The sequence below is a fragment of the Corallococcus silvisoli genome, from assembly GCF_009909145.1.
Classification (GTDB): domain Bacteria; phylum Myxococcota; class Myxococcia; order Myxococcales; family Myxococcaceae; genus Corallococcus; species Corallococcus silvisoli.
Genome location: NZ_JAAAPJ010000019.1, coordinates 106254 through 124480, shown reverse-complemented (window position 1 = coordinate 124480; position 18227 = coordinate 106254). Strand labels below are relative to the sequence as shown.

The window sequence follows — 18227 nt, the reverse complement described above, 5'->3', positions numbered from 1 at the left end:
GCCGCGCTTCACATCCCGAAGGGCCGCGTCTCACCGCGACGCGGTCAAGGTCACCTCGATAGGTTCGGGGCGGTCGCCCACCATCACCTCGGCCCGCCACGTGGCATGGCCCTCCAACTGGACGCTCACCTGATGGACGCCCGGCGCCAGGGGAAGGAGCGTCCCCAGCTGACGTGCCAGCCCCACCGCCCGGCCATCCACGAACACGCGGGCGCGCTCTGGCATCACGTCGAAGCGCAGACCCGTGGGACGCACGCGCTGCTCCACCCGCGCCGGCGGGCCCAGGGGAACGGCGGGGCGCATCGCCTCCATCCGCGGGAGCGTCCGGGCGTCGCTGTCCCTCGAAACGGGCGCGCGCGCGCAGGCGCAGGTTCCGGCCAGCAGCACCGCGATGAGCAGACGTGTCGGGGGCGGAGACATGACAGGGATTGGAGCGCGAGCGGCGGGGCCTCCGTCAAGGCACCGGCCCCCGCGTCGCAAGGGCTGTCTCCACCCGTACAGCCGGGCCTCCGGATGTCTCGGAGTGTGCCGAACGCCCCGCGCGAATGAATCCATTTTCCGAGTGGAGACAGCCGGTGTCTCCCGCTGGACGGACCGCTCCTGGACGCCGCCGCCACGGCCTCCGTGACGGGTGTGCCAGGTGACCTGGGAGGTGGCTGGAATTGAGAGGCATTGGACGCGGGTCCAGGTCGGGACGGGTCCGGGCATGTCAGAGCCCACCCGTAATCTGCGACACGTCTCAGCCTGAATCCCACCCATGACGACCCGACATCCCATGCCCGACGCCGCGTCCAGGACTCCGGTCCCGTCCCCCCACGCAAGGCCGTTCCCTTCAGGGCGCGAGGGCCTCATCCGGAGGCGGACACCACGCGCCATGGACCTCCGGCCGCCGCGCGTGGAGGGCTCGGGGGCCGGGACGCCCAGCCCGCGGAGGGCCTTCGCGTGGCGACGCGGCGCGCACCGTGCCACGCAAGGCTTCTTCAACCTGGAGCGTCTCGGGGGCTCCGCGTCGCGCCACCCGCTGGAGGGGCTGTCCCAACGCCACGAGGCCACCGCCCCGCGTGTGCTCCTGTCGCAGCCGCTCCTCCGCACCGCGGGCCGCTTCTTGGAGAGGCCGCCGCGCGGACGGGAAGCGCCAGTGTGGGCGCTCCGGCGCACGGTGGTCAACGGTGGCGGGCGCGCCGGCCTCCTGGGCTTCGCGATGCTCAAGGGCGACCTGAGCGCCTCGCCGCTGGACGCGAGGTCCACGGCGGCGCGAGTGGGAGGCGCCCGTGTCTGAGCGAGCGCGGCAGCGGCGGGACGAGGGCGGGCCGGAGCACGTGTTCTTCTCACCGCATCCGGATGACGTGGCGCTGGGCGCGTACGCGAGCCTCTTGGGCGTGCCCCGAGGCATCGTGCCCACGCTCGTCACGGTCTTCTCGCAGAGCTGTTGGGAGTTCGAGCTGCCGGTGGACCCGTCGCGAGCGCTGCAGGTGTCGTCGCTGCGGATGGGCGAGGACCGGCGGTTCGCCCGGGCGCACGGCGCGGACCTCGTGCACCTGGGCTTCCGGGACACGAGCCTGCGCGCGCCGCCGGGGGGCGCGCCGGAGCCGGAGGCGGCCCTGGCGGCGCTGGCCACGCGCCTCCGGTTGGCGCTGGAGGAGGTGCTGGCCTGCGTGTCCCCGGAGGCGGTCTGCTACGTGCCGCTGGGCATCTCCAGCCATGTGGACCACCTGCTGGTGCGCGACGCGGTGCGCGCGCTGCGCGGCGACCGGGGCGTCGTCTACTACGATGACCTGCCGTACTCCGCGCACCCGCCCGAGGATGAAATCGTGGACTACGCGTGGGCGCTCGGGCTGTCGCCCCGGTGTCTGGACGTGACGGCGCTGTGGCCCGCGAAGCTGCGGGGGCTGTCGTTCTACGCGAGCCAGCTGGAGCCGCTGACGCTGCCCGCGGTGGAGGCGCACGCGAGGCGGTTGGGGGCGGGCAGGGGGCTGTGCGAGCGGGTCTGGACGGTGGCGCCATGAGCACGGTGGACCTGGGGGCTCGGGGAGACCTGCTCGTGCATCTCTCCCACGAGGCCACGCGCACGCGCGGCGGGATGGGCGTGGTGCTGGAGCACCTGCTGGCGGCGCCCGAGTACCGCCAGGCCTTCCCGCGCACGCTGCTGGTGAGCCCGGCGGTGCGTCCGTGCGGGCCGGGGAGCTACGCGTCGGAGGCGTCACTCGTTCACGACCTGGAGGCGCACGGCGAGGTGTTCTACAGCGGCCTGCGGCGCAACAACCCGGAGCGGTGGACGCGCGTCTTCCGGCCGCTGGAGGAGAAGCACGACGTGTCGTTCGTCTACGGGCGGCGCGACGCTCCGGGCGGGCCGGTGGAGGTGCTGCTCGTGGACGTCACCGACGTGCTCCGGGGCCACCGGGTGCGGATGGGGACGCTGCCCCGGTTCCTGGCGCGGCTGCACACCCTGTTCGGGGTGGACCTCGTGTTCGACTGCCGGGGGCGGCGTCCAGCGCCGTGGCGGATGCTGTCGCGCGTCTGGCGCCAGCGCCACGGGACGCGGCTGGGGGCGGCACCGTGGGTGAACCGGTTGTTCCGGCGCGCGGTGCGCCATGGCCTCGTGGATGCGCCGCCGTTGGATCACGACGCGATGCTGGCCGTCACGCTCGCGGAGCCCGTCTTCGACGCGCTGGAGCGGCTGCGGTCCAGGGACGGGGCGGGGACGGTCCTCCTGGCGCAGGAGCACCTGTCGCTGCCGCTCGCGTACAAGGCGCTATTGGACGGACGGGACTGGTGCCGCACGGTGTACTACGCGGGCGAGGTGCGCACGCCCCGGGCGCTCGTGGAGTCCGGCGAGCAGGGGCAGGGCGCGTCCGACGCGCGCTACTACAACATCCAGCGCCTGGGCCTGGAGGCGGGCCGCACGCTCGACGAGGTGTATCCGGTTGGCGCGTGGCCCAGCTTCCAGATCCTCCGCAACGGCCACCTGTGCGACCGGGTGGGCGCGGTGAGCGCGTCCGTGGCGGACGAGCTGCGCTTCCTGGACACGCGCTACGCGCTCCATCCGGTGACGGTGGTGCCCCACGGGCATCGGCCGATTGAAACGGGCTGGGACGCGAAGGAGGCGGCTCGGGCGCGGGTGCTGCGCCATGCGCGCAAGCACTGGGGGAAGGACTTCCGGCTGTTGCTCACGCACATCGCCCGGGACGAGGTCTGCAAGGGCCTGTGGCGGGACGTGGACGTCTGCGAGCACCTGGCCACGTTGTTGCCGCCGGAGCGGAAGCCCGCGCTGCTGGTGATGGTGACGGAATGGAACGAGGCGGAGCCGTCCGACAACCTGCGGAGCGTGAAGGCGAGGGTGGAGGCGTTCAACGCGAAGGACACCGGCGTGCACATCGCGCTGGTGAACCAGCCTGCGTGGCCCGAGGGGCTGGACTTCACGCGGGACGACCTGCACCGGGCCACGGAGGTGTCCCTGGGGCAGTCGCTCTACGAGTCCTACGGCCTCGCACAGTTGGAGGCGCTGGGGTGCGGCGCCATCTGCGTCATCTCCGGGGTGAGTGGCGCGCGGCGTGCGCTGCGCGCCGTGTGCGAGCGGCAGCGCCTGTCGGAGTCGGCGCATCCGAACCTGGTGGTGGCGGACCCGGTGGCGGACGCCAGGGACGCGGGCCTCGCGCACACCGTGGAGGCCTGGAAGGCGCTGGCCCCGGCGGTGCTCCGCGAGCAGGAGCTGAGGACCGCGGAGCGCGTGGCGGAGGAGGTGGTCCGCCGCCTCCCGCGCGACGCGCATGAAGGCCGCCTGCTCCTGGCGACGGGGTGGGCGCTCTCGGAGCGGCTGGGCTGGGAGCCGCTCATCCGCGAGCAACTGCTCCCGCTGCTTCGCTTCCCGGCGCAAGAAGAGGAGTCGGCCCTGGAGTGGCGCGAGGCCCACGGCTGAAGCAAGGCGCCTCCCGGGGGTTCGCCATCCTGGCGCGTGAGGACGCTGAATCTCCGGGCTATCCAGGGGGACGTCGCATGTTCTCTCCTGTCTCACGTCAGGTTCCGGAGTTGATTGCTATTCGAGTTTGGCGTTTGTCCATCCCCGCCTGCTTGTTTCCGGATTGCCAATGACACGGGAACTCACCAGCATGGCGGCGAATGGCCGCCCCGGTTGTCGCGCAAGGCCCCAGGGATGCCCCGGCCCGGGCGTCCCTTGAAGCGGGTCTGAAACACATCGCGCTCCGGCGCAGGGCCCTGCCGTGGTCGAGCGGTGGAGGGCTCGCGCCGACGGGGTTGTCGTGGGCGGCCCGGGCCATCCATGCGCCGTGGGCTTCGGCCCCGGCGTCCTCCGTCCCCGTCCTGGGTCGTGCGCTGACGGCGCCCCCGCGTTCCTCCGGTGAAACCCCGCGATGAGAATCCAACTGTCCGAAGCCGATGTGTCCGCGCGGTCGCGCCAGCTCTTCGAGGAGCAGTGTCTGACATTGGGCCGGCGCACGGACCGGACCTTCGTGGTCCTGATGGTGTTGCAATGGCTGGCGGGCATCATCGCGGCGCTCACCGTGTCTCCTCGGGCCTGGGAGGGATTGGAGAGCGCGGTCCACTTCCACGTCGAGGTGGCGGTGGGGCTGGGGCTCCTCTTCGGCGGGCCGCCGGTGGTGCTCGCGCTGGCGCGCCCCGGACGTGAGTCCACGCGGCACATCATCGCGGTGGGGCAGGCGATGATGTCCGGCCTGCTCGTCCACCTGACGGGGGGACGCATCGAGACGCATTTCCACATCTTCGGTTCGCTGGCGCTGCTCGCCATCTACCGGGATTGGAGGGTGCTGCTGACCTTCAGCGGCGTGGTGGGGGCGGACCTCTTCCTGCGAGGCGCCTTCTGGCCGGAGTCCATCTTCGGCATGCACGCGCGGGAGTCCTGGCGGTGGATGGAGCACCTGGCGTGGGTGGCCTTCGAGGACTTCTTCCTCATTGTCTCCTGTGTCCAGGGCCAGCGGGATCTCCGCTCGGCGTCGGAGCGGGAGGCGCAGCTGGAGCTGTCGCGGCAGGCGGTGGAGGAGCGGGTGGTCCGGCCGCTGGTGGGGTCCGCGGATGCGCTGCGCGACTCCATGCGGACGCTGTCGGAGTCCACGGGTGAGCAGCGCCACGAGCTGGCCCGGCAGGCGCGGGCGCTGGAGGAGACGCGCGTGACGGCGGAGGAGATCCGCCAGACGTCGCTGCTGGCCTCCGCGCAGGCGACGAAGGTGCTGAGGAGCACGGAGGAGGCCGGGGACGTGGGCGCGGCGGTGGAGGAGGCCATGGGCCGGAGCGTGGAGGGACTGGCGGACCTGCGTGCGCAGGCGACGGACCTCTCCGAGCGCGTCCAGGCGCTCGCGGCGTACACGGAGCGGATCGCCGGCATCACCCGGACGGTGCAGGACCTGGCGGACCAGTCCAACGTGCTCGCCATCAACGCCGCCATCGAGGCGGCCCGGGTGGGGGAGGCGGGGCGAGGCTTCGCGGTGGTGGCGCGGGAGATCCGGGGGCTCGCGTCCCAGTCCGTGACGGCGACGCAGCAGGTGCGCGCCGTGCTGGATGATACGCGCTCGCGCATCCAGGGCGTGGTGGACCTCACCCGTCAGGGCGGCGAGCGCATGGGGCGGAGCATCGAGACCATCCGCGCCTCCGGAGACCGGCTGCGCATGCTGTCCGGGCTGGTGCAGGGCAACGCGGACGCCGTGCGCCAGATCTCGGCGTCGGTGAGCCAGCAGTCCGCGGGCGTGTCGCAGATCTTCAACGCCGTGTCGGACCTGACGGAGCTGATGCAGGCGTCGGTCGCGCGGGTGGAGGCCACCCACGCCGCGGCCGACAGCCTCCAGCACGTCACGGATCAGGTGCACGGCGTCATCGCCCTCTATCAGGACAGGACCTGACCGGTCGCCGACAGGGAGCGCGCCATGGAGTACATGGAGGGCATGACCTCCAGACTCCGTCGTTTTCTGTCGTTTTCCTCGATTCCATTCCTCCTGAGCTGCGGCGCCGCCGCGGTGTCGGACAACGCCGTGCCCGCGCTGGCCGCCCAGGGGCAGGAGCTGGCCACGGGCACGCCCGCCGGCAACGGCGTGGTGTCGTTCCTCAATGATCCGTCCACGACGTTCTCCGTGCTGGACACGCAGGTGCCGCTGAACTCGCAGGCGGCGCAGAGCATCATCGACTGGCGCGAGGGCCCGGACGGCGTGCTGCACACGGGGGACGACCGGCGGTTCGTCTCCATCGAGCAGGTGGCCGCGCTGAACCAGGTGGGGCCGGTGGCGCTCTCCTTGCTGGAGATGTACGCGCGGGGCACGGGCCGGGTGGAGCTGCCGGTGGACGGGGCGGTGGGGACGTTCCAGGGGGTGCCGTTCAACGTGGCCGAGGCACGCCGGGCGCTGGCGGTGGTGAACGCGCAGTCGGTGGGGGCGTTGCAGACGACCTACGGCCTGTCGGCTGTGGCGGCGAACGCGGTGGTGGCGGCGCGGCCGTTCCTCCACATCCTGAAGCTGGGGCGGCTGCCGGGCGTGGATGGCACGTCGCTCCAGAACCTCAAGACGGCGACGCGGCAGGGGGCGGAGGGGGACCCGTGCACGGGCGCGACGACCTGCCAGTCAGGGCTCGCGTGCGAGGGCATCCCGGGCGACGCCTCCAGCCCGTACGGCCGCTGTGTGACGACGGCGAGCCTGCCGGGGGACAGCGCGGCGTGCTCGCTGTTCGTGCCGTGTCAGGCGGGGCTGACGTGCCACGGACTGGCGTCGGGCGCGACGGAGGGCTGGTGCCGGCCGGCGTGGATGTCGGGTGAGTTCACGGCGTACTCGGACCTGGCGTTGCATGGCAACACGACGCCGCAGTCGTCGTGGCAGTCGGTGGTGGGGCAGGCGACGGTGCCGGAGGACATCACCGTGGAGCTGGACCTGGTGCACAACAACCCGTCCAAGCTGGTGCTGACGCTGGAGGATCCAGGCGGTGAGACGGCGCTGCTGTGGGACGGGCCGAACGAAGGCACGCCGCCCAAGCGCATCCCGGTGACGCGAGGCATTCCTCGCGACGGCACCATCAACGGCCTGTGGAAGCTGCACGTGGTCAACCCGTCCGGCGTGGGCAATGGCCGGCTTCGCGAGTGGACGCTGAAGCTGACCAGCCGCTACGACTGAGCGGGGACGCACGATGGCCCGCCACGCCTGGGTTTCAGCCTGGGCGTGGTAGGGCGGGTGGGGTGGTTTAACTGCTTAAACAGGCTGTGCTATCACAATGGGTCTCTCCAACCAGGAGTCTCCCGTGAAAGTGCGTCTGGTGGTGATGTTGGCTGGGTTGTCATTGGGGCTGTTCGCCGCGTGCGGCAACATGGACGTGGACTCCGCCGCGCTGGCGCGGGATGAGGCCGCGCTCGGGACCGAATGTCCGTGTGGGGGCGTGGGCCCGTTCAATTGTCTGCCGTGTGCCTTCATCTGTGGTGACGGCTTCTGTGACGCCGCCCATGGAGAGTCCATCGACACCTGCGCCGAAGACTGCACCCCGCTTGCCTATTGTGGGGACGGCTGGTGCAACAACGGTGAGACCCACGCCACGTGCCCGTCGGATTGTGGCCCCTCCACCTGGTGCGGCGACGGCATCTGCAATGGCGGCGAGACGGTGGCCACCTGCCTGGCGGACTGCGGGAGCCAGACGTGCGGTGACGGCCTCTGCGACTTCCACGAGGTGGGCTGGTGCACGGCGGACTGCCTCCCTGGCCCGCAGGAGCCGCAGAACCCGTAGTCCAAGCGCTCGGGGCCGCCGCGCCCCTGCGTGTGACGGTCCCCGCTCCACGACGGACGCCGCCCGGAGTCTCCGCATCCGGGCGGCGCGGGTGGAACATGGTATAGGGCTCGGCAGTCAGTGCCTGTTCCAGAGGGGGAACACGGATGTCGGAGCGGCAGATTGAGATGTTCTGGCGGTGCACGAACTGCACCCACCGCAACCTCGGTCGCCATACGGTGTGCCAGTTCTGCAAGAACGCGAAGGACGGCAGCGAGCAGTACGAGATGCCGGAGGACACGGCCTCCGCCGTGACCGTGACCGACGCGGCGCTCCTGCGAATGGCCACCGCTGGACCGAACTGGCGCTGCGCCTACTGCGACAGCGACCAGCGGGCCTTCGACGGCAGCTGCCGGAACTGCGGTGCCGCAGCGCCGGCGAGCGAGGGCGCCTCTCCGGCTCCGGCCGCGGGGCAGAAGACGCAATCGTCGTTCCGGCGCGGGTGCGGTTACGCGCTGCTGGTCGTGGTGTTCTTCGGGTGTTGCTGTCCCTTCGGGATCGGCGCCTGGAACGCCCCTGCGCCGTCCGCTGCGGCGATCTCCGAGCAGGTTGTCCCGGCCGGGCCGGAGTGGACGCGGGCGCTCCAGGTGAAGGAGGTCGCCTGGGAGCACACCGTGACCGTGGAGCGCTACCACCTGGTCGACCACGAGGGCTTCGCCGAGGACCGGCCGGAGGGCGCCCTCCAGGTGCGAGCCCAGGGCCGGCGCCACCACCACGACGACCAGGTGCCAGACGGCTACGAGACCGTCTATTACACGGAGCAGCGTCAGTCCGGGTACACCACCGAGACCTACCGGGAGAAGGAAGCCTGCGGCGAGGACTGCTCCACCACGCCCGAGACGTGCAAGGAGAACTGCACGAGCAACCGGAACGGCTTCGCCACGTGCAAGACCACGTGTACCGGCGGCGGGAGGCGCTGCACCACCCGCTATTGCTCGGTGACGAAGACGCGCAAGGAGCCGCGTTACGTCGACGTGCGGCTCTCGCGGCAGGAGCCTCGCTACCGGACCGTGTCGCGCGACGCGCAGTGGTACGCGTGGAAGGAGTGGAACTGGACCTTCGAGAGGACCGTGAAGGCGAGCGGCACCACGCTGGAGACACGCTGGCCCTCGGACGCGGAGCTTCGCCCCGCCAGGGCGTTGCCCAAGGGTGAGAAGGAACGCAACTCACGCGGCGCGAAGTACACCGTGGCCTTCCAGGGCGAAGGCCATCCGCCAGTCGCGTACACGCCGGAGACCCTGGAGGAGTTCCAGCGCTTCGCGATCGGCAGCACGCACACCCTTCAGCAGGACAAGGGGAAGGTCTCGGTCGTCACGGTGAAGGCCCCGGAGCCTGCTCCGGCGAAGTGACCGTCCACCGCGCCTTTGGGTTACAAGCGATGGAGATGTCTCACCGCGTCTACCGCCGCCCCCGCTGTCAGCAGTGCAACCTCCCGGTGCACCTGTGCCTGTGTGCCGAGATCCCCCGGGTGGAGACGCGGACCCGGTTCCTCCTCCTCCAGCACGTGATGGAGGGCGGGAAGAAGAGCAACACCGGGCGGCTGGCCGCGCTGACCCTCACGAACGTCCAGCTGCTCACCTACGGCTCCCCGGTGGAGTTCCTCGACACCGCGCGGTTGTCGGAGGCGGGCACCTGGCTGCTCTACCCGGACGGGCCCCTCGCGCCGCCAGACGCTCCCGCGCCGAGGCAGCTGGTGGTGCTGGATGCGAGCTGGTCACAGGCCCGCAGGATGACCCAGCGGCTCCCCTTGCTTCGGGGGCTCCCCCGTCTGGTGTTGCCCGCGCCCGAGCCTGGAATGCTCCGGCTGAGAGACCCCTCGCACCCGGCGGGGATGTCCACCCTGGATGCGGTCGCCCGCGCGGTGTCGATGCTGGAGGGGCCCGAGGCGGCGGCCCCACTGGAGCGGCTGGCCGCGCTCCGGGTTCAGCGGATCGCCGAGTGCGGGACGCTGGATTGAGGCATCGCGCCAGCTGGGTTCGTGACTCCGTCACACGGACTTGATCGCGAGCTCGCGAGCCGCCTCGACGAAGAGGCGCAGCGGCCCGGAGCGCTGCGCACGACTGGGGAAGTAGAGGAAGAATCCGGGAACGGAGGGTGCATAGGCCTCGAGCACCACCTTCAGCCGTCCGGTGCGCAGTTGCTCCTGCACCATGGGTTCGAATGCGTACGTGAGCCCGGTCCCTGCCGTGCCCCGCCTTCGATGACCGCGTCCGTCGTCGCGGAGGCCCACAACGCTACCGCGGGTGTCGAGTCCGATTGCAGATGCGCGTCGTTGACGAAACGAAGTGACCTGACGCCCCCCCTGCGCAGGGGTGGCTTCGACTCGCGTGACGCAGCTACCGAAGTTCAGCTAGGGAGAGGGGGCGTACGGACTGAACGGGTGGGCGAGTCATGTTTCGATGGGTGTCCCTCACGGCGATGCTGGTGTTAGTCGGCGCTTGCCAGCGTCCCTTGACGCCAGAGGAGGACCGCGCGCATGCGGTCGACTTCGTGCGGACCCGCGCGAGCGTCGCCGAGCGCGAGGGGTGCCCCGCGGATGTTGTTTCCGCGCGACAGGCGAAGCTCAAGGACTTCACGACCTACTGCGACGCGCGGCTCTCCAAGTGCGCGAGGCAGTGTTTCGAGTCGGATGCCACGGCTTGCTACGCCCTCGCCCTGGCCCTTCAGAACGACGCCGCCACCGCGAAGTGGGCGGAGCCGCTCTTCTACCGCTCCTGTGCGCTGGGGGTGAGTTCGGGCTGTTCGAACCGGGCCGCGGGGCTCCAGGTTGAGCAAGAATCCGACGACAAGGTGCTGTCCTGTGCCGCGAGGACCTTCGAGAAGACGTGCGCACAGGGAGACCCGTGGGGATGCTCCATCCACGGCCTCAACCTCGTGCAGGGCAAGCTCATGCCGCGAGACATGAAGAAGGCGCGCGATGTGCTGGGGCGCTCCTGCAAGTATGGGCTGGAGGACCCCGCGTGTCAGGCCGCGCGGAGCCTGCTGGCCCAGATCGATACCCTCGAGCTGGAGCAAGTGCGGGAACCGCTCCCGAAGTGAGGGCGGCGACCGGGGCGAGCCGCGGGCGCCGCCTCCACTGAGAGCTATTCTTCCGCGCTCTCAGGAGGGGCTTGGAAGTCCACGTCGAAGTTGACGCGCTGGCCGGGCTCGATGGTGAAGGTCTTCTGCCAGTGCGACGGGCCCACGGTGACGTTCAGCCGGTGATAGCCCTCGTAGACGTCCAGTTCCTCGACCGGGACGACGCCCACGGGCTTCCCGTCGATGGAGACGTTCGCGCCGGCGGGGCCGCGTACGTTGACGAAGGCCTTGTTGAGGAAGAACTGGAAGGCGGAGCGGCCCACGGGAGCCACCGTCACCGTGCGCGACACGGAGATGCCCAGCGTGCCGTTGGTGAAGGTGAGCAGGTGCCGGCCCGGCGGCAGCGGCGCGGACAGCGGCGTGCGGCCCAGCAGCGCGCCGTTGAGCGTGACCTCCACGCGGGGATCCACGGTCAGGTCCAGCATGCCCATCACCGGGCCCGCGTCCACGCCCGCATCCGCGAGGATGCCCGCGTCCTCGACGCCCGCGTCGAAGGGCGCCGCCACGACCGCGGGCACGCCCGCGTCCAGCGTCTCCACGGTCATGGTGCCCTGGAGCTGGCGCTGGATGACCACCGCGCCCGCCCCGAGCGTCAGCGCGAAGCCGCCCACCACGAAGGGCACCCAGGAACGGGAGGGCTTCTTCTCCGCCACCTGCGGGGTGGGGCTCGCGGCCCCGCCGAAGATGGGACCCGCGGGCCGCGCGTCCGCGGAAGCGGTGGCGGACGGAGCGCTCGTGGACCCCGTGCCCTGAGTGCCCGTGGAGCCCGAAGGCTGGGCACTCGGAGCGGCCTGCGCGGAGCCCGAGCCTTGCGAGCCCGGAGCCGCCTGTGCCGCGCCCGAAGCCTGGGCACTCGGAGCGGCCTGCGCGGAGCCCGAAACCTGCGAGCCCGGAGCCGCCGCCCGCGCGGAGCCCGAGCCCTGCGTGCCCGAGGTCGCCGCCTGCGCGGAGCCCGAAGCCTGCGTGCCCGGAGCCGCCGCCTGTGCCGCGCCCGAAACCTGGGCGCTCTGCGCCGTCCGCGCCGAGCCCGCTGCCTGCGCGCTCGAAGCCGCCGCCTGCGCGGAGCCTGCCGCCTGCGCGGAGCCAGCCGCCGTCACGGACGCCGGAGCCTGCGGGCTCGCCGCCTGCGTGGGCGCCGCCCCAGCCGTCGAAATCTCCGGCACCCGGCTCTTCACGGGCTCCGCGAGCCCCGCGCCCTGGGCGATGATCTCCGCGATCTGCGGCGGGGGCATCCCGGCCTTCGCCAGCGCATCCGCGATGCCCAGCTCAATCGTCTTGCGCCGTGCCGCCCGCGCATCGCTCTCCGGCGGGAACAGCTTCGCCAGATGCTCCGCGAAGGACTCGTGCGTCGGCAGCTTGCCCAGGGCATCCACCACGGCCTCGCGGAACGCGAGCGCGGACGGGTAGCGCTCCAGGGCGCGCTTGGTCGTCGCGCGGCGCACGACGGCATCCAGCTTGAGCGGCACGTCGGACGGCATCGGCGGGAGGGCGCGGTTGAGCACCGCCTTGTCCGGATCCGCCGACTCCTTGAACGGCATCTTCCCCGTCAGGCACTCGTGCAGCGTGAGCCCCAGCAGGAACACGTCCGACTGCACGTTGACGGCCTCGCGCCCGCCCAGCAGCTGCTCCGGGGACGTGTACGCGCGCCGGTTCTTCACCCGCTTGCCACCGCGCTCGCGGGGCGCCACGGAGAGCGCCCCGTAGCCCGTCACCTTCGTGAAGCCGCTGAAGGACACCATCAGCGTCTCGGGGCGGATGTCTCCGTGCACCAGGGGCGAACCGTCGTCGTTGCCCGCCACGTGCGCGTAGTGCAGGCCCATCGCCGCGTCCGCCACCACCAGCGCCGCGAACGCGGGCGACATGCGCGGGTGCGCCTCCAGCACGCGGCGCAGCGGCTCGCCATCCGCGAACTCGGTGACGCGCGCCAGCCCGCCGTCCAGCTTCTCCAGGCCGTGGACGCGCAGGATGTTCGGGTGCTCGAAGACGATGGCGCGGTTCGTCTCGCGCTCCAGGCGCGCCACCAGCTCCGGGCTCTGGGCAATCTCAGGCGGTGCCCAGATGAGCACCACGGGGCGGGGCGTGGCGCCATCCTCCAGCGCCAGTCCGAGGAAGGCACGCGAGCCCTCTCCGGCGAGGAGGGGTCCGAGTGACTGGTAGCGAGGCGAACTCATGGGAACGGCATGCTAGTGCCCTTCCCGCCGATCCTGGAATCCCCGGGAGGCGACTACAGCCGCTGCCCTTCGAAAGGCAACGTCAGGTGGTAGCCGTAACGCCCGCGCCGCACGAGCAACAGCACGCTACGTCCCCGTCGCGCCGTCAGCAGGGCTTCACGGAAGGTGTCACCCGTGGGCACCGGCTGGTTGTTCATCCGCAGCATCAGGTCCCCCGGCTCCAGGCCAATCTCCGACGCGGCGGAGCCCGCTCGCACCGCGGCGATCGCCATCCCGCCCTTGCTCTCCTTCACGCGCAGTCCCAGCTTCTCCCACGCCAGCGTTTCAAGCAGGCGAGCAGGAAATTCGATGGGCGTGACCTGCACCGTGCGGCTTGAACCTGCTCGGAAGAGCACCAGGGGGAAGACCGAGCGCGCCGGATAGCCACGCACGCGCGAGTCGAAGTCCTCCGCGTCCTGGATGCGCGAACCGCCCAGCTCCGCGACCACGTCCCCGCGTTGCACCCCGGCCTGCGCGGCGGGGCTGTCTGGCTCCACGCGGGTCACGACGACGCCGTACGTGCGGTCCCACCCGAGGCGCGCGGCGACCTGCGCGGGCAGGTCCGCCGTGTCCATGCCCACCCACGCGGGACGCACCTTCCCGAAGCGCGTGAGCTCCTCCACGATGCGCCGCACCTTGTCCGCGGGGATGGCGAAGCCGATGCCCTGGCCGTTCGCGTAGATGGCGGTGTTGATGCCGATGATCTCCCCGTCCACGTTGAGCAGCGGCCCGCCGGAGTTGCCCGGGTTGATGGCCGCGTCCGTCTGGAGGAAGTCGTTGTAGACGCGGTCGTCCGCCCGGAAGGTGCGGCCGGTGGCGGACACCACGCCCGCCGTCACCGTCTTGCTCAGGCCGAACGGGCTGCCAATCGCCACCACCGTCTCGCCAATCATCAGGTCGGAGCTGGTGCCCAGCTTCGCGGTGGGCAGCGGATCCTTCGCGTTGACCTTGAGGACCGCGAGGTCGTTGTTGGCGTCGCTGCCCACCACCTCCGCGTCGAAGGTGCGCCCGTCCGCGAGCACCACGTGGATGGCGGACGCGCCCCGGATGACGTGGTCGTTGGTGACGATGATGCCGGACGGGTCGATGATGGCCCCGCTGCCCAGCCCCTGGATGCGCTGGCGCGTCTCCGGCTGCGCCATGCCCTGGCCGAAGAACTCCTCCAGCGGTGAGCGGGAGCGGCCCCGGAAGCGCGACTCCACCTCCTGTTCGGTGCCGATGTAGACGACCGCCGGGGAGACCTTCTCCACCACCTCCACCACGTCGCTGCGCCGCCGGGAGCGATCCGCGTGCGCGGGGAGCGCCAGCACGAGCCCCACCAGCACGAGCCCCCACCGGATGTGTCCTGCCCTCATGCCCTTCCTCCATACGCCGCCGGGAATTGTCTCCCGGAAGACACTCTGAATGTCGGGAAGGCCCCAGCCATTCCCGGGATGTCTGGAAGCGGCGTCCGGGTCTTCATAGACCAGAAGCCGCGACCGGGATCGAACGCGTTCCAGGCACCACGTCCTGGAGCCTGCCTGATTGCGGTCTGGGGACACAGGACGGCGCCGCGGCGTTCTGGCGCGGCGTGTTGCTTGAAGCCCGCGGGGGCCGAGGAAGGGGTGGCGCATGAGTCTCGTCCTGGTCGCGGATGACGAACCGGCCGTGTTGGAGGTGCTGAGCCAGGTGGTGGAGGACCTGGGGCACGACGTGGTGCGCGCGCGGGATGGCGAGGAGGCGCTGATGCTCGCCCGGGCCCGCCGGCCCCGGCTGGTGGTGACGGACCACATGATGCCGCGCATGAGCGGCATGGAGCTGTGCCGCCGGCTGAGGCAGGAGCCCGGGCTGCGGGACGTGCCCATCATCCTGTTGAGCGCCGTCCTCCAGCAGGGGTCGCCGGACGCGTCCGCGTTCCTCAACAAGCCCTTTGAAATCACCGACTTCGAGACGCTGGTCCGCGACGCGCTGGAGAAGGTCCCCGCCGTGGATCCGGAGCCCGCGACGCCGGTGGAGGCCCTGGGCCAGTGGGTGGCGCGCTCGCTCCAGGGGCCGCTGGAGGCCGCGCGCGAACAGCTGAGGGTGCTCCAGTCGCTGTCGCCGGCCAGCCAGGGCGCGGTGGACGCGCTGGGCGCGCACCTCCAATCGCTGGAGCGGCTGGGGCGCTATCTCCAGGACGCGGCCCGGCTGAGCGCGGGCAGCGTGACGCTGCGGCCCGTGGAGGGCGACCTGCGCTCGCACCTGGAGGCGTCGGTGGCGCGCTGCCGCACGACGGGGCCCGGCGTCCCGGTGGAGGTGGAGGTCCCCCCGGAGTCGGTGGACCTGCGGTTCGATCCCGAGCGTTTGGGACAGGTGTTCGACGTGCTCCTGTCGAACGCGGCGAGGAAGGGCGGGGTGCGCGTGGAGCTGCGGGCCTCCCCGGAGCAGGTGCTGGTGCGGGTGAGCGACCCCGGGCCGGGCATCCCCCCCGCGGAGCTGCTCCGGCTGTTCCAGCCCTTCCCGGACGGCCCCGCGCGAGGGGACGCGCTGGGGCTCTATGTGGCGTCGGAGCTGGCGAAGCTGCATGGCGGAGCGCTGTCGGCCGAGTCGGAGCCCGGCCGGGGCGCGACCTTCAGCGTGTCGCTGCCGCGCGTGGCCTGACGCTCAGGCCTTCTGCGACTTCAGCATCCAGCCGATCATCTTGTAGAGCAGGCGGGCGCCCACGTTGGCGTCCCACTCGCCGCCCTCGGGGTCGGGGGCCACCTCCGTCAGGTCGAAGCCGACGATGGTGCGGCCCGAGCGCACCACGCCCGCGACGAGCGCGGTGGCCTCCGGGAAGGACAGGCCGCCGGGGACGGGGGTGCCGGTGTTCGGGCACAGCACCGGGTCCAGGCCGTCGATGTCGAAGGACAGGTAGACCTGCTGCGGCAGCTTGTCGACGATCTGCTTCACCTGCTGGTTCCAGGGCAGGCCGTCGAAGCGGTTCTGCTGGAGGACGGCGTCGAAGAACGCGTGGATGCGGCCGTTCGACTCCTCGATGTAGCGGTGCTCGTTCTCGCTCATGTCGCGCAGGCCGACCTGGACCAGCGTCTTCACGCCGGGGATGCGCTCGGCGACGTTGTAGAAGATGGACGCGTGCGACCAGGTGAAGCCCTCGTAGGCGACGCGCAGGTCGGCGTGCGCGTCCAGGTGGAGCACGCCCATGCCGGGGTACTTCTCCGCGTGGGCCTGGATGATGCCGAAGGAGATGGCGTGGTCTCCGCCCACGGCGGCCACGCGCTTGCCCTGGTCCAGCCAGTGCTTCGCGGTGCGGTAGACGTGCTCGTTGAGCTTCTCGCTGAAGGCATTGACGTCCTTCGCGGCGGCGAGCAGCTCGGGGGCGCCGGACTCGATGCCACCGGCCTCGATGACGACCTGGGCGCGCTCCTTGGCGCGGGCGTTCCAGTCGTGCAGCTCGGCGGGGACCTCCAGCATGGCGATGCCGCGCTCGTAGGGACGGCCGGTCTCCACGTCGAAGAGGTCCACCTGCTTGCTGGCCTCCAGCAGGGCGGCGGGGCCCTGGGACGTGCCGCCGCCGTAGCTGGTGGTGGCCTCGAAGGGGACGGGGATGACGACGACGTGCGCCTCGTCGGGCGAGTGGGGCAGACCGAAGATGCCGGAGTCCGGCTGCGCGGCGGCGGCGGGGTCGAAGGGGGTAGCCATGGCGGCGCAGGATACGGTTCCGCATCCCATGCGCAATGGCTTCCGTGCCGCCGGGCCGCGAGGTAGCAAGGGGGCAGGGAGGCACGGATGGCGGCCCGGAAGAAGACGGTGGCGAAGCCGAAGCCCGCGAAGCGCGGGAGCCGGCTCACGGTGGACGACGTACGCGAGCTGGCGCTGGCGCTGCCCGCGACGGAGGAGCGTCCGTCCTACGGCACGCCCGGGTTCCGGGTGAGCGACACGCTCTTCGCGCGCGTGTTGGATGAGGACTCCATCGTCATCAAGGTGGACTTCGATCACCGCGAGGCGCTGCTGCGAACCCAGCCCGACATCTTCCGCGTGACGCCGCACTATCAAGACTGGCCCATGGTCATCGTCCAGCTCACCACCGTGGGGCGGCCGCTGCTGCAATCCCTGCTCAAGGAGGCCTGGCGCCGGTGCGCGTCACCCAAGGTGCTCAAGGCCCTGGAGGCTCCGGGGGCGGCGGCGAAGAAGGCGGCGCCCCGCAAGAAGCGCGTGTAGCGGCTCAGTCCCAGCGCAACACGAGCTTGCCCACGGTGCTGTTGCCCGCCATCCGCTCCAGCCCGGAGCGGATGTCCGCCATGGGCAGGACGGCGTCCACCACGGCCCGCAGCGCGCCGCTGTTGAACAGCGGCAGCAGCTGCCGCTCCGCCACCTGCGTGAGCAACATCTTCTCCTCCGCCGGCCGGCTGCGGAGCACCGTCCCCCTCAGGGTGAGCCGCTTGCGCATCACCAGCCCCAGGTCCAGCTCCGTCCGGCTCCCCGCCACCGAGCCCACCTGCATCAGCCGGCCCCGCTGCGCCATCGCCTTCAGGGACTCCGGCAGGTAGTGGCCGCCCACCAAATCGAGGCACACGTCCGCGCCCCGGCCCTCCGTCGCGCCGAGCACCGCGTCCGCGAACACGGGCGGGCTGGCCTCGCAGAGCACCGTCCGGCCCACGCCCCATTCGGACGCCCGCGCCAGCTTCGGTGCGTTGCGCCCCGTGCCCACCACGCGCGCACCCATGGCCCGGCACAGCAGCGCCGCCGCGGAGCCCACGCCGCTCGCCACCGCGTGCACCAGCACCGTCTCCCCGGGCCGCAGGTCCGCTTGGAGCACCAGCGCGTCGTACGCCGTGAGGTACGCCTCCGGCAGCGCCGCCGCGTCCGCGAAGTCCAGGCCGTCCGGCATGCGCAAGGCCTCGCGCTCGTGCGTGGTGATCACCTCGCTCCACGCGCCCCCGCCCACCAATCCCATCACCCTGTCGCCCACCTGGAACTTCCGCGCGCGCGGGCCCACCGCCACCACCTCGCCCGCGTACTCCAGGCCCGGAACGTCCTGGGGCACGTCGGGCGGCGGGGGATAGGCGCCCCGCACCTGGAGCAGGTCCGCCCGGTTCAGCGCGCTCGCCCGCACGCGCACCTGGAGGTCATGGGGACCGGGGACGGGAGCGGCCCGCTCCTCGAACGCGAGGACCTCTGGACCGCCCGGCTTCGTGATGCGCACGACCTTCATGACCC

The 18227-nt window shown here is 71.5% G+C and carries 16 protein-coding genes and 1 pseudogene; 11 read left to right on the top strand and 6 right to left on the bottom strand.

Going from position 1 to position 18227, the window contains the following annotated elements:
* Positions 1–30: 30 nt before the first annotated feature.
* Positions 31–420 (bottom strand): PEGA domain-containing protein, encoded by a 390-nt coding sequence (locus GTY96_RS31235; RefSeq protein ID WP_161666623.1) that lies wholly within the window; start codon positions 418–420, stop codon positions 31–33.
* 454 nt (positions 421–874) lie between these two features.
* Between GTY96_RS31235 and GTY96_RS31230 the strand changes: the two genes are divergently transcribed.
* The 8 genes from GTY96_RS31230 (at position 875) to GTY96_RS31195 (ending at position 9718) form a co-directional block, all read left to right on the top strand.
* The gene (locus tag GTY96_RS31230) at positions 875–1279 is read left to right on the top strand and encodes a hypothetical protein (RefSeq protein ID WP_161666622.1); all 405 of its coding nucleotides are present in this window, start codon (positions 875–877) and stop codon (positions 1277–1279) included.
* Entirely contained in the window at positions 1272–2006 is a 735-nt protein-coding gene (locus GTY96_RS31225; RefSeq protein WP_161666621.1) for a PIG-L deacetylase family protein, read from the top strand. The genes GTY96_RS31230 and GTY96_RS31225 overlap by 8 nt, the downstream gene beginning before the upstream one ends.
* Positions 2003–3916: a glycosyltransferase family protein gene (locus GTY96_RS31220; protein ID WP_161666620.1), complete on the top strand. Its 1914-nt coding sequence runs from the start codon at positions 2003–2005 to the stop codon at positions 3914–3916. The genes GTY96_RS31225 and GTY96_RS31220 overlap by 4 nt, the downstream gene beginning before the upstream one ends.
* A gap of 451 nt (positions 3917–4367) precedes the next feature.
* Entirely contained in the window at positions 4368–5867 is a 1500-nt protein-coding gene (locus GTY96_RS31215) for a methyl-accepting chemotaxis protein (protein WP_143904879.1), read from the top strand.
* Between the two features lie 42 nt (positions 5868–5909).
* On the top strand, positions 5910–7121 hold the full coding sequence (locus GTY96_RS31210) for a proprotein convertase P-domain-containing protein (RefSeq protein WP_161666619.1): 1212 nt from the start codon (positions 5910–5912) through the stop codon (positions 7119–7121).
* A gap of 124 nt (positions 7122–7245) precedes the next feature.
* Positions 7246–7722, top strand: a complete 477-nt coding sequence (locus tag GTY96_RS31205) for a tenascin-X (RefSeq protein ID WP_161666618.1) — start codon at positions 7246–7248, stop codon at positions 7720–7722.
* Between the two features lie 146 nt (positions 7723–7868).
* Positions 7869–9110, top strand: a complete 1242-nt coding sequence (locus GTY96_RS31200; protein ID WP_143904882.1) for a hypothetical protein — start codon at positions 7869–7871, stop codon at positions 9108–9110.
* A 35-nt stretch (positions 9111–9145) separates the two neighbouring features.
* On the top strand, positions 9146–9718 hold the full coding sequence (locus tag GTY96_RS31195) for a tRNA-uridine aminocarboxypropyltransferase (protein WP_143905113.1): 573 nt from the start codon (positions 9146–9148) through the stop codon (positions 9716–9718).
* A gap of 30 nt (positions 9719–9748) precedes the next feature.
* Here the strand turns inward: GTY96_RS31195 and GTY96_RS31190 are convergent.
* Positions 9749–9943, bottom strand: a pseudogene (locus GTY96_RS31190) (LysR family transcriptional regulator); the annotation flags it as partial.
* Positions 9944–10152: 209 nt separating this feature from the next.
* On the opposite strand from GTY96_RS31190, the gene GTY96_RS31185 reads away from it, so the two are divergent.
* Complete coding sequence (locus GTY96_RS31185; protein WP_161666617.1) at positions 10153–10800, top strand: SEL1-like repeat protein; 648 nt, start codon at positions 10153–10155, stop codon at positions 10798–10800.
* Positions 10801–10844: 44 nt separating this feature from the next.
* Here the strand turns inward: GTY96_RS31185 and GTY96_RS38435 are convergent, their stop codons facing one another.
* Both GTY96_RS38435 and GTY96_RS31175 read right to left on the bottom strand, forming a co-directional pair.
* Complete coding sequence (locus GTY96_RS38435; RefSeq protein WP_161666616.1) at positions 10845–13010, bottom strand: protein kinase domain-containing protein; 2166 nt, start codon at positions 13008–13010, stop codon at positions 10845–10847.
* A 53-nt stretch (positions 13011–13063) separates the two neighbouring features.
* Positions 13064–14404 carry a trypsin-like peptidase domain-containing protein gene (locus GTY96_RS31175; RefSeq protein WP_143904887.1) on the bottom strand — a complete coding sequence of 447 codons (1341 nt, stop codon included), beginning with the start codon at positions 14402–14404 and terminating at the stop codon, positions 13064–13066.
* 256 nt (positions 14405–14660) lie between these two features.
* Here GTY96_RS31175 and GTY96_RS31170 point away from each other — a divergent pair, with 256 nt between their 5' ends.
* Positions 14661–15668, top strand: a complete 1008-nt coding sequence (locus GTY96_RS31170; protein WP_143904888.1) for an ATP-binding response regulator — start codon at positions 14661–14663, stop codon at positions 15666–15668.
* Between the two features lie 3 nt (positions 15669–15671).
* Here the strand turns inward: GTY96_RS31170 and GTY96_RS31165 are convergent, their stop codons facing one another.
* Positions 15672–16709, bottom strand: coding sequence for an agmatinase family protein (locus GTY96_RS31165; protein WP_161666615.1), 1038 nt, complete (start codon positions 16707–16709; stop codon positions 15672–15674).
* Positions 16710–16796: 87 nt separating this feature from the next.
* Here GTY96_RS31165 and GTY96_RS31160 point away from each other — a divergent pair, with 87 nt between their 5' ends.
* Positions 16797–17228 carry an MmcQ/YjbR family DNA-binding protein gene (locus GTY96_RS31160; protein WP_161666614.1) on the top strand — a complete coding sequence of 144 codons (432 nt, stop codon included), beginning with the start codon at positions 16797–16799 and terminating at the stop codon, positions 17226–17228.
* A gap of 4 nt (positions 17229–17232) precedes the next feature.
* Here the strand turns inward: GTY96_RS31160 and GTY96_RS31155 are convergent, their stop codons facing one another.
* Positions 17233–18222 (bottom strand): NAD(P)H-quinone oxidoreductase, encoded by a 990-nt coding sequence (locus GTY96_RS31155; protein WP_161666613.1) that lies wholly within the window; start codon positions 18220–18222, stop codon positions 17233–17235.
* Positions 18223–18227: the final 5 nt, after the last annotated feature.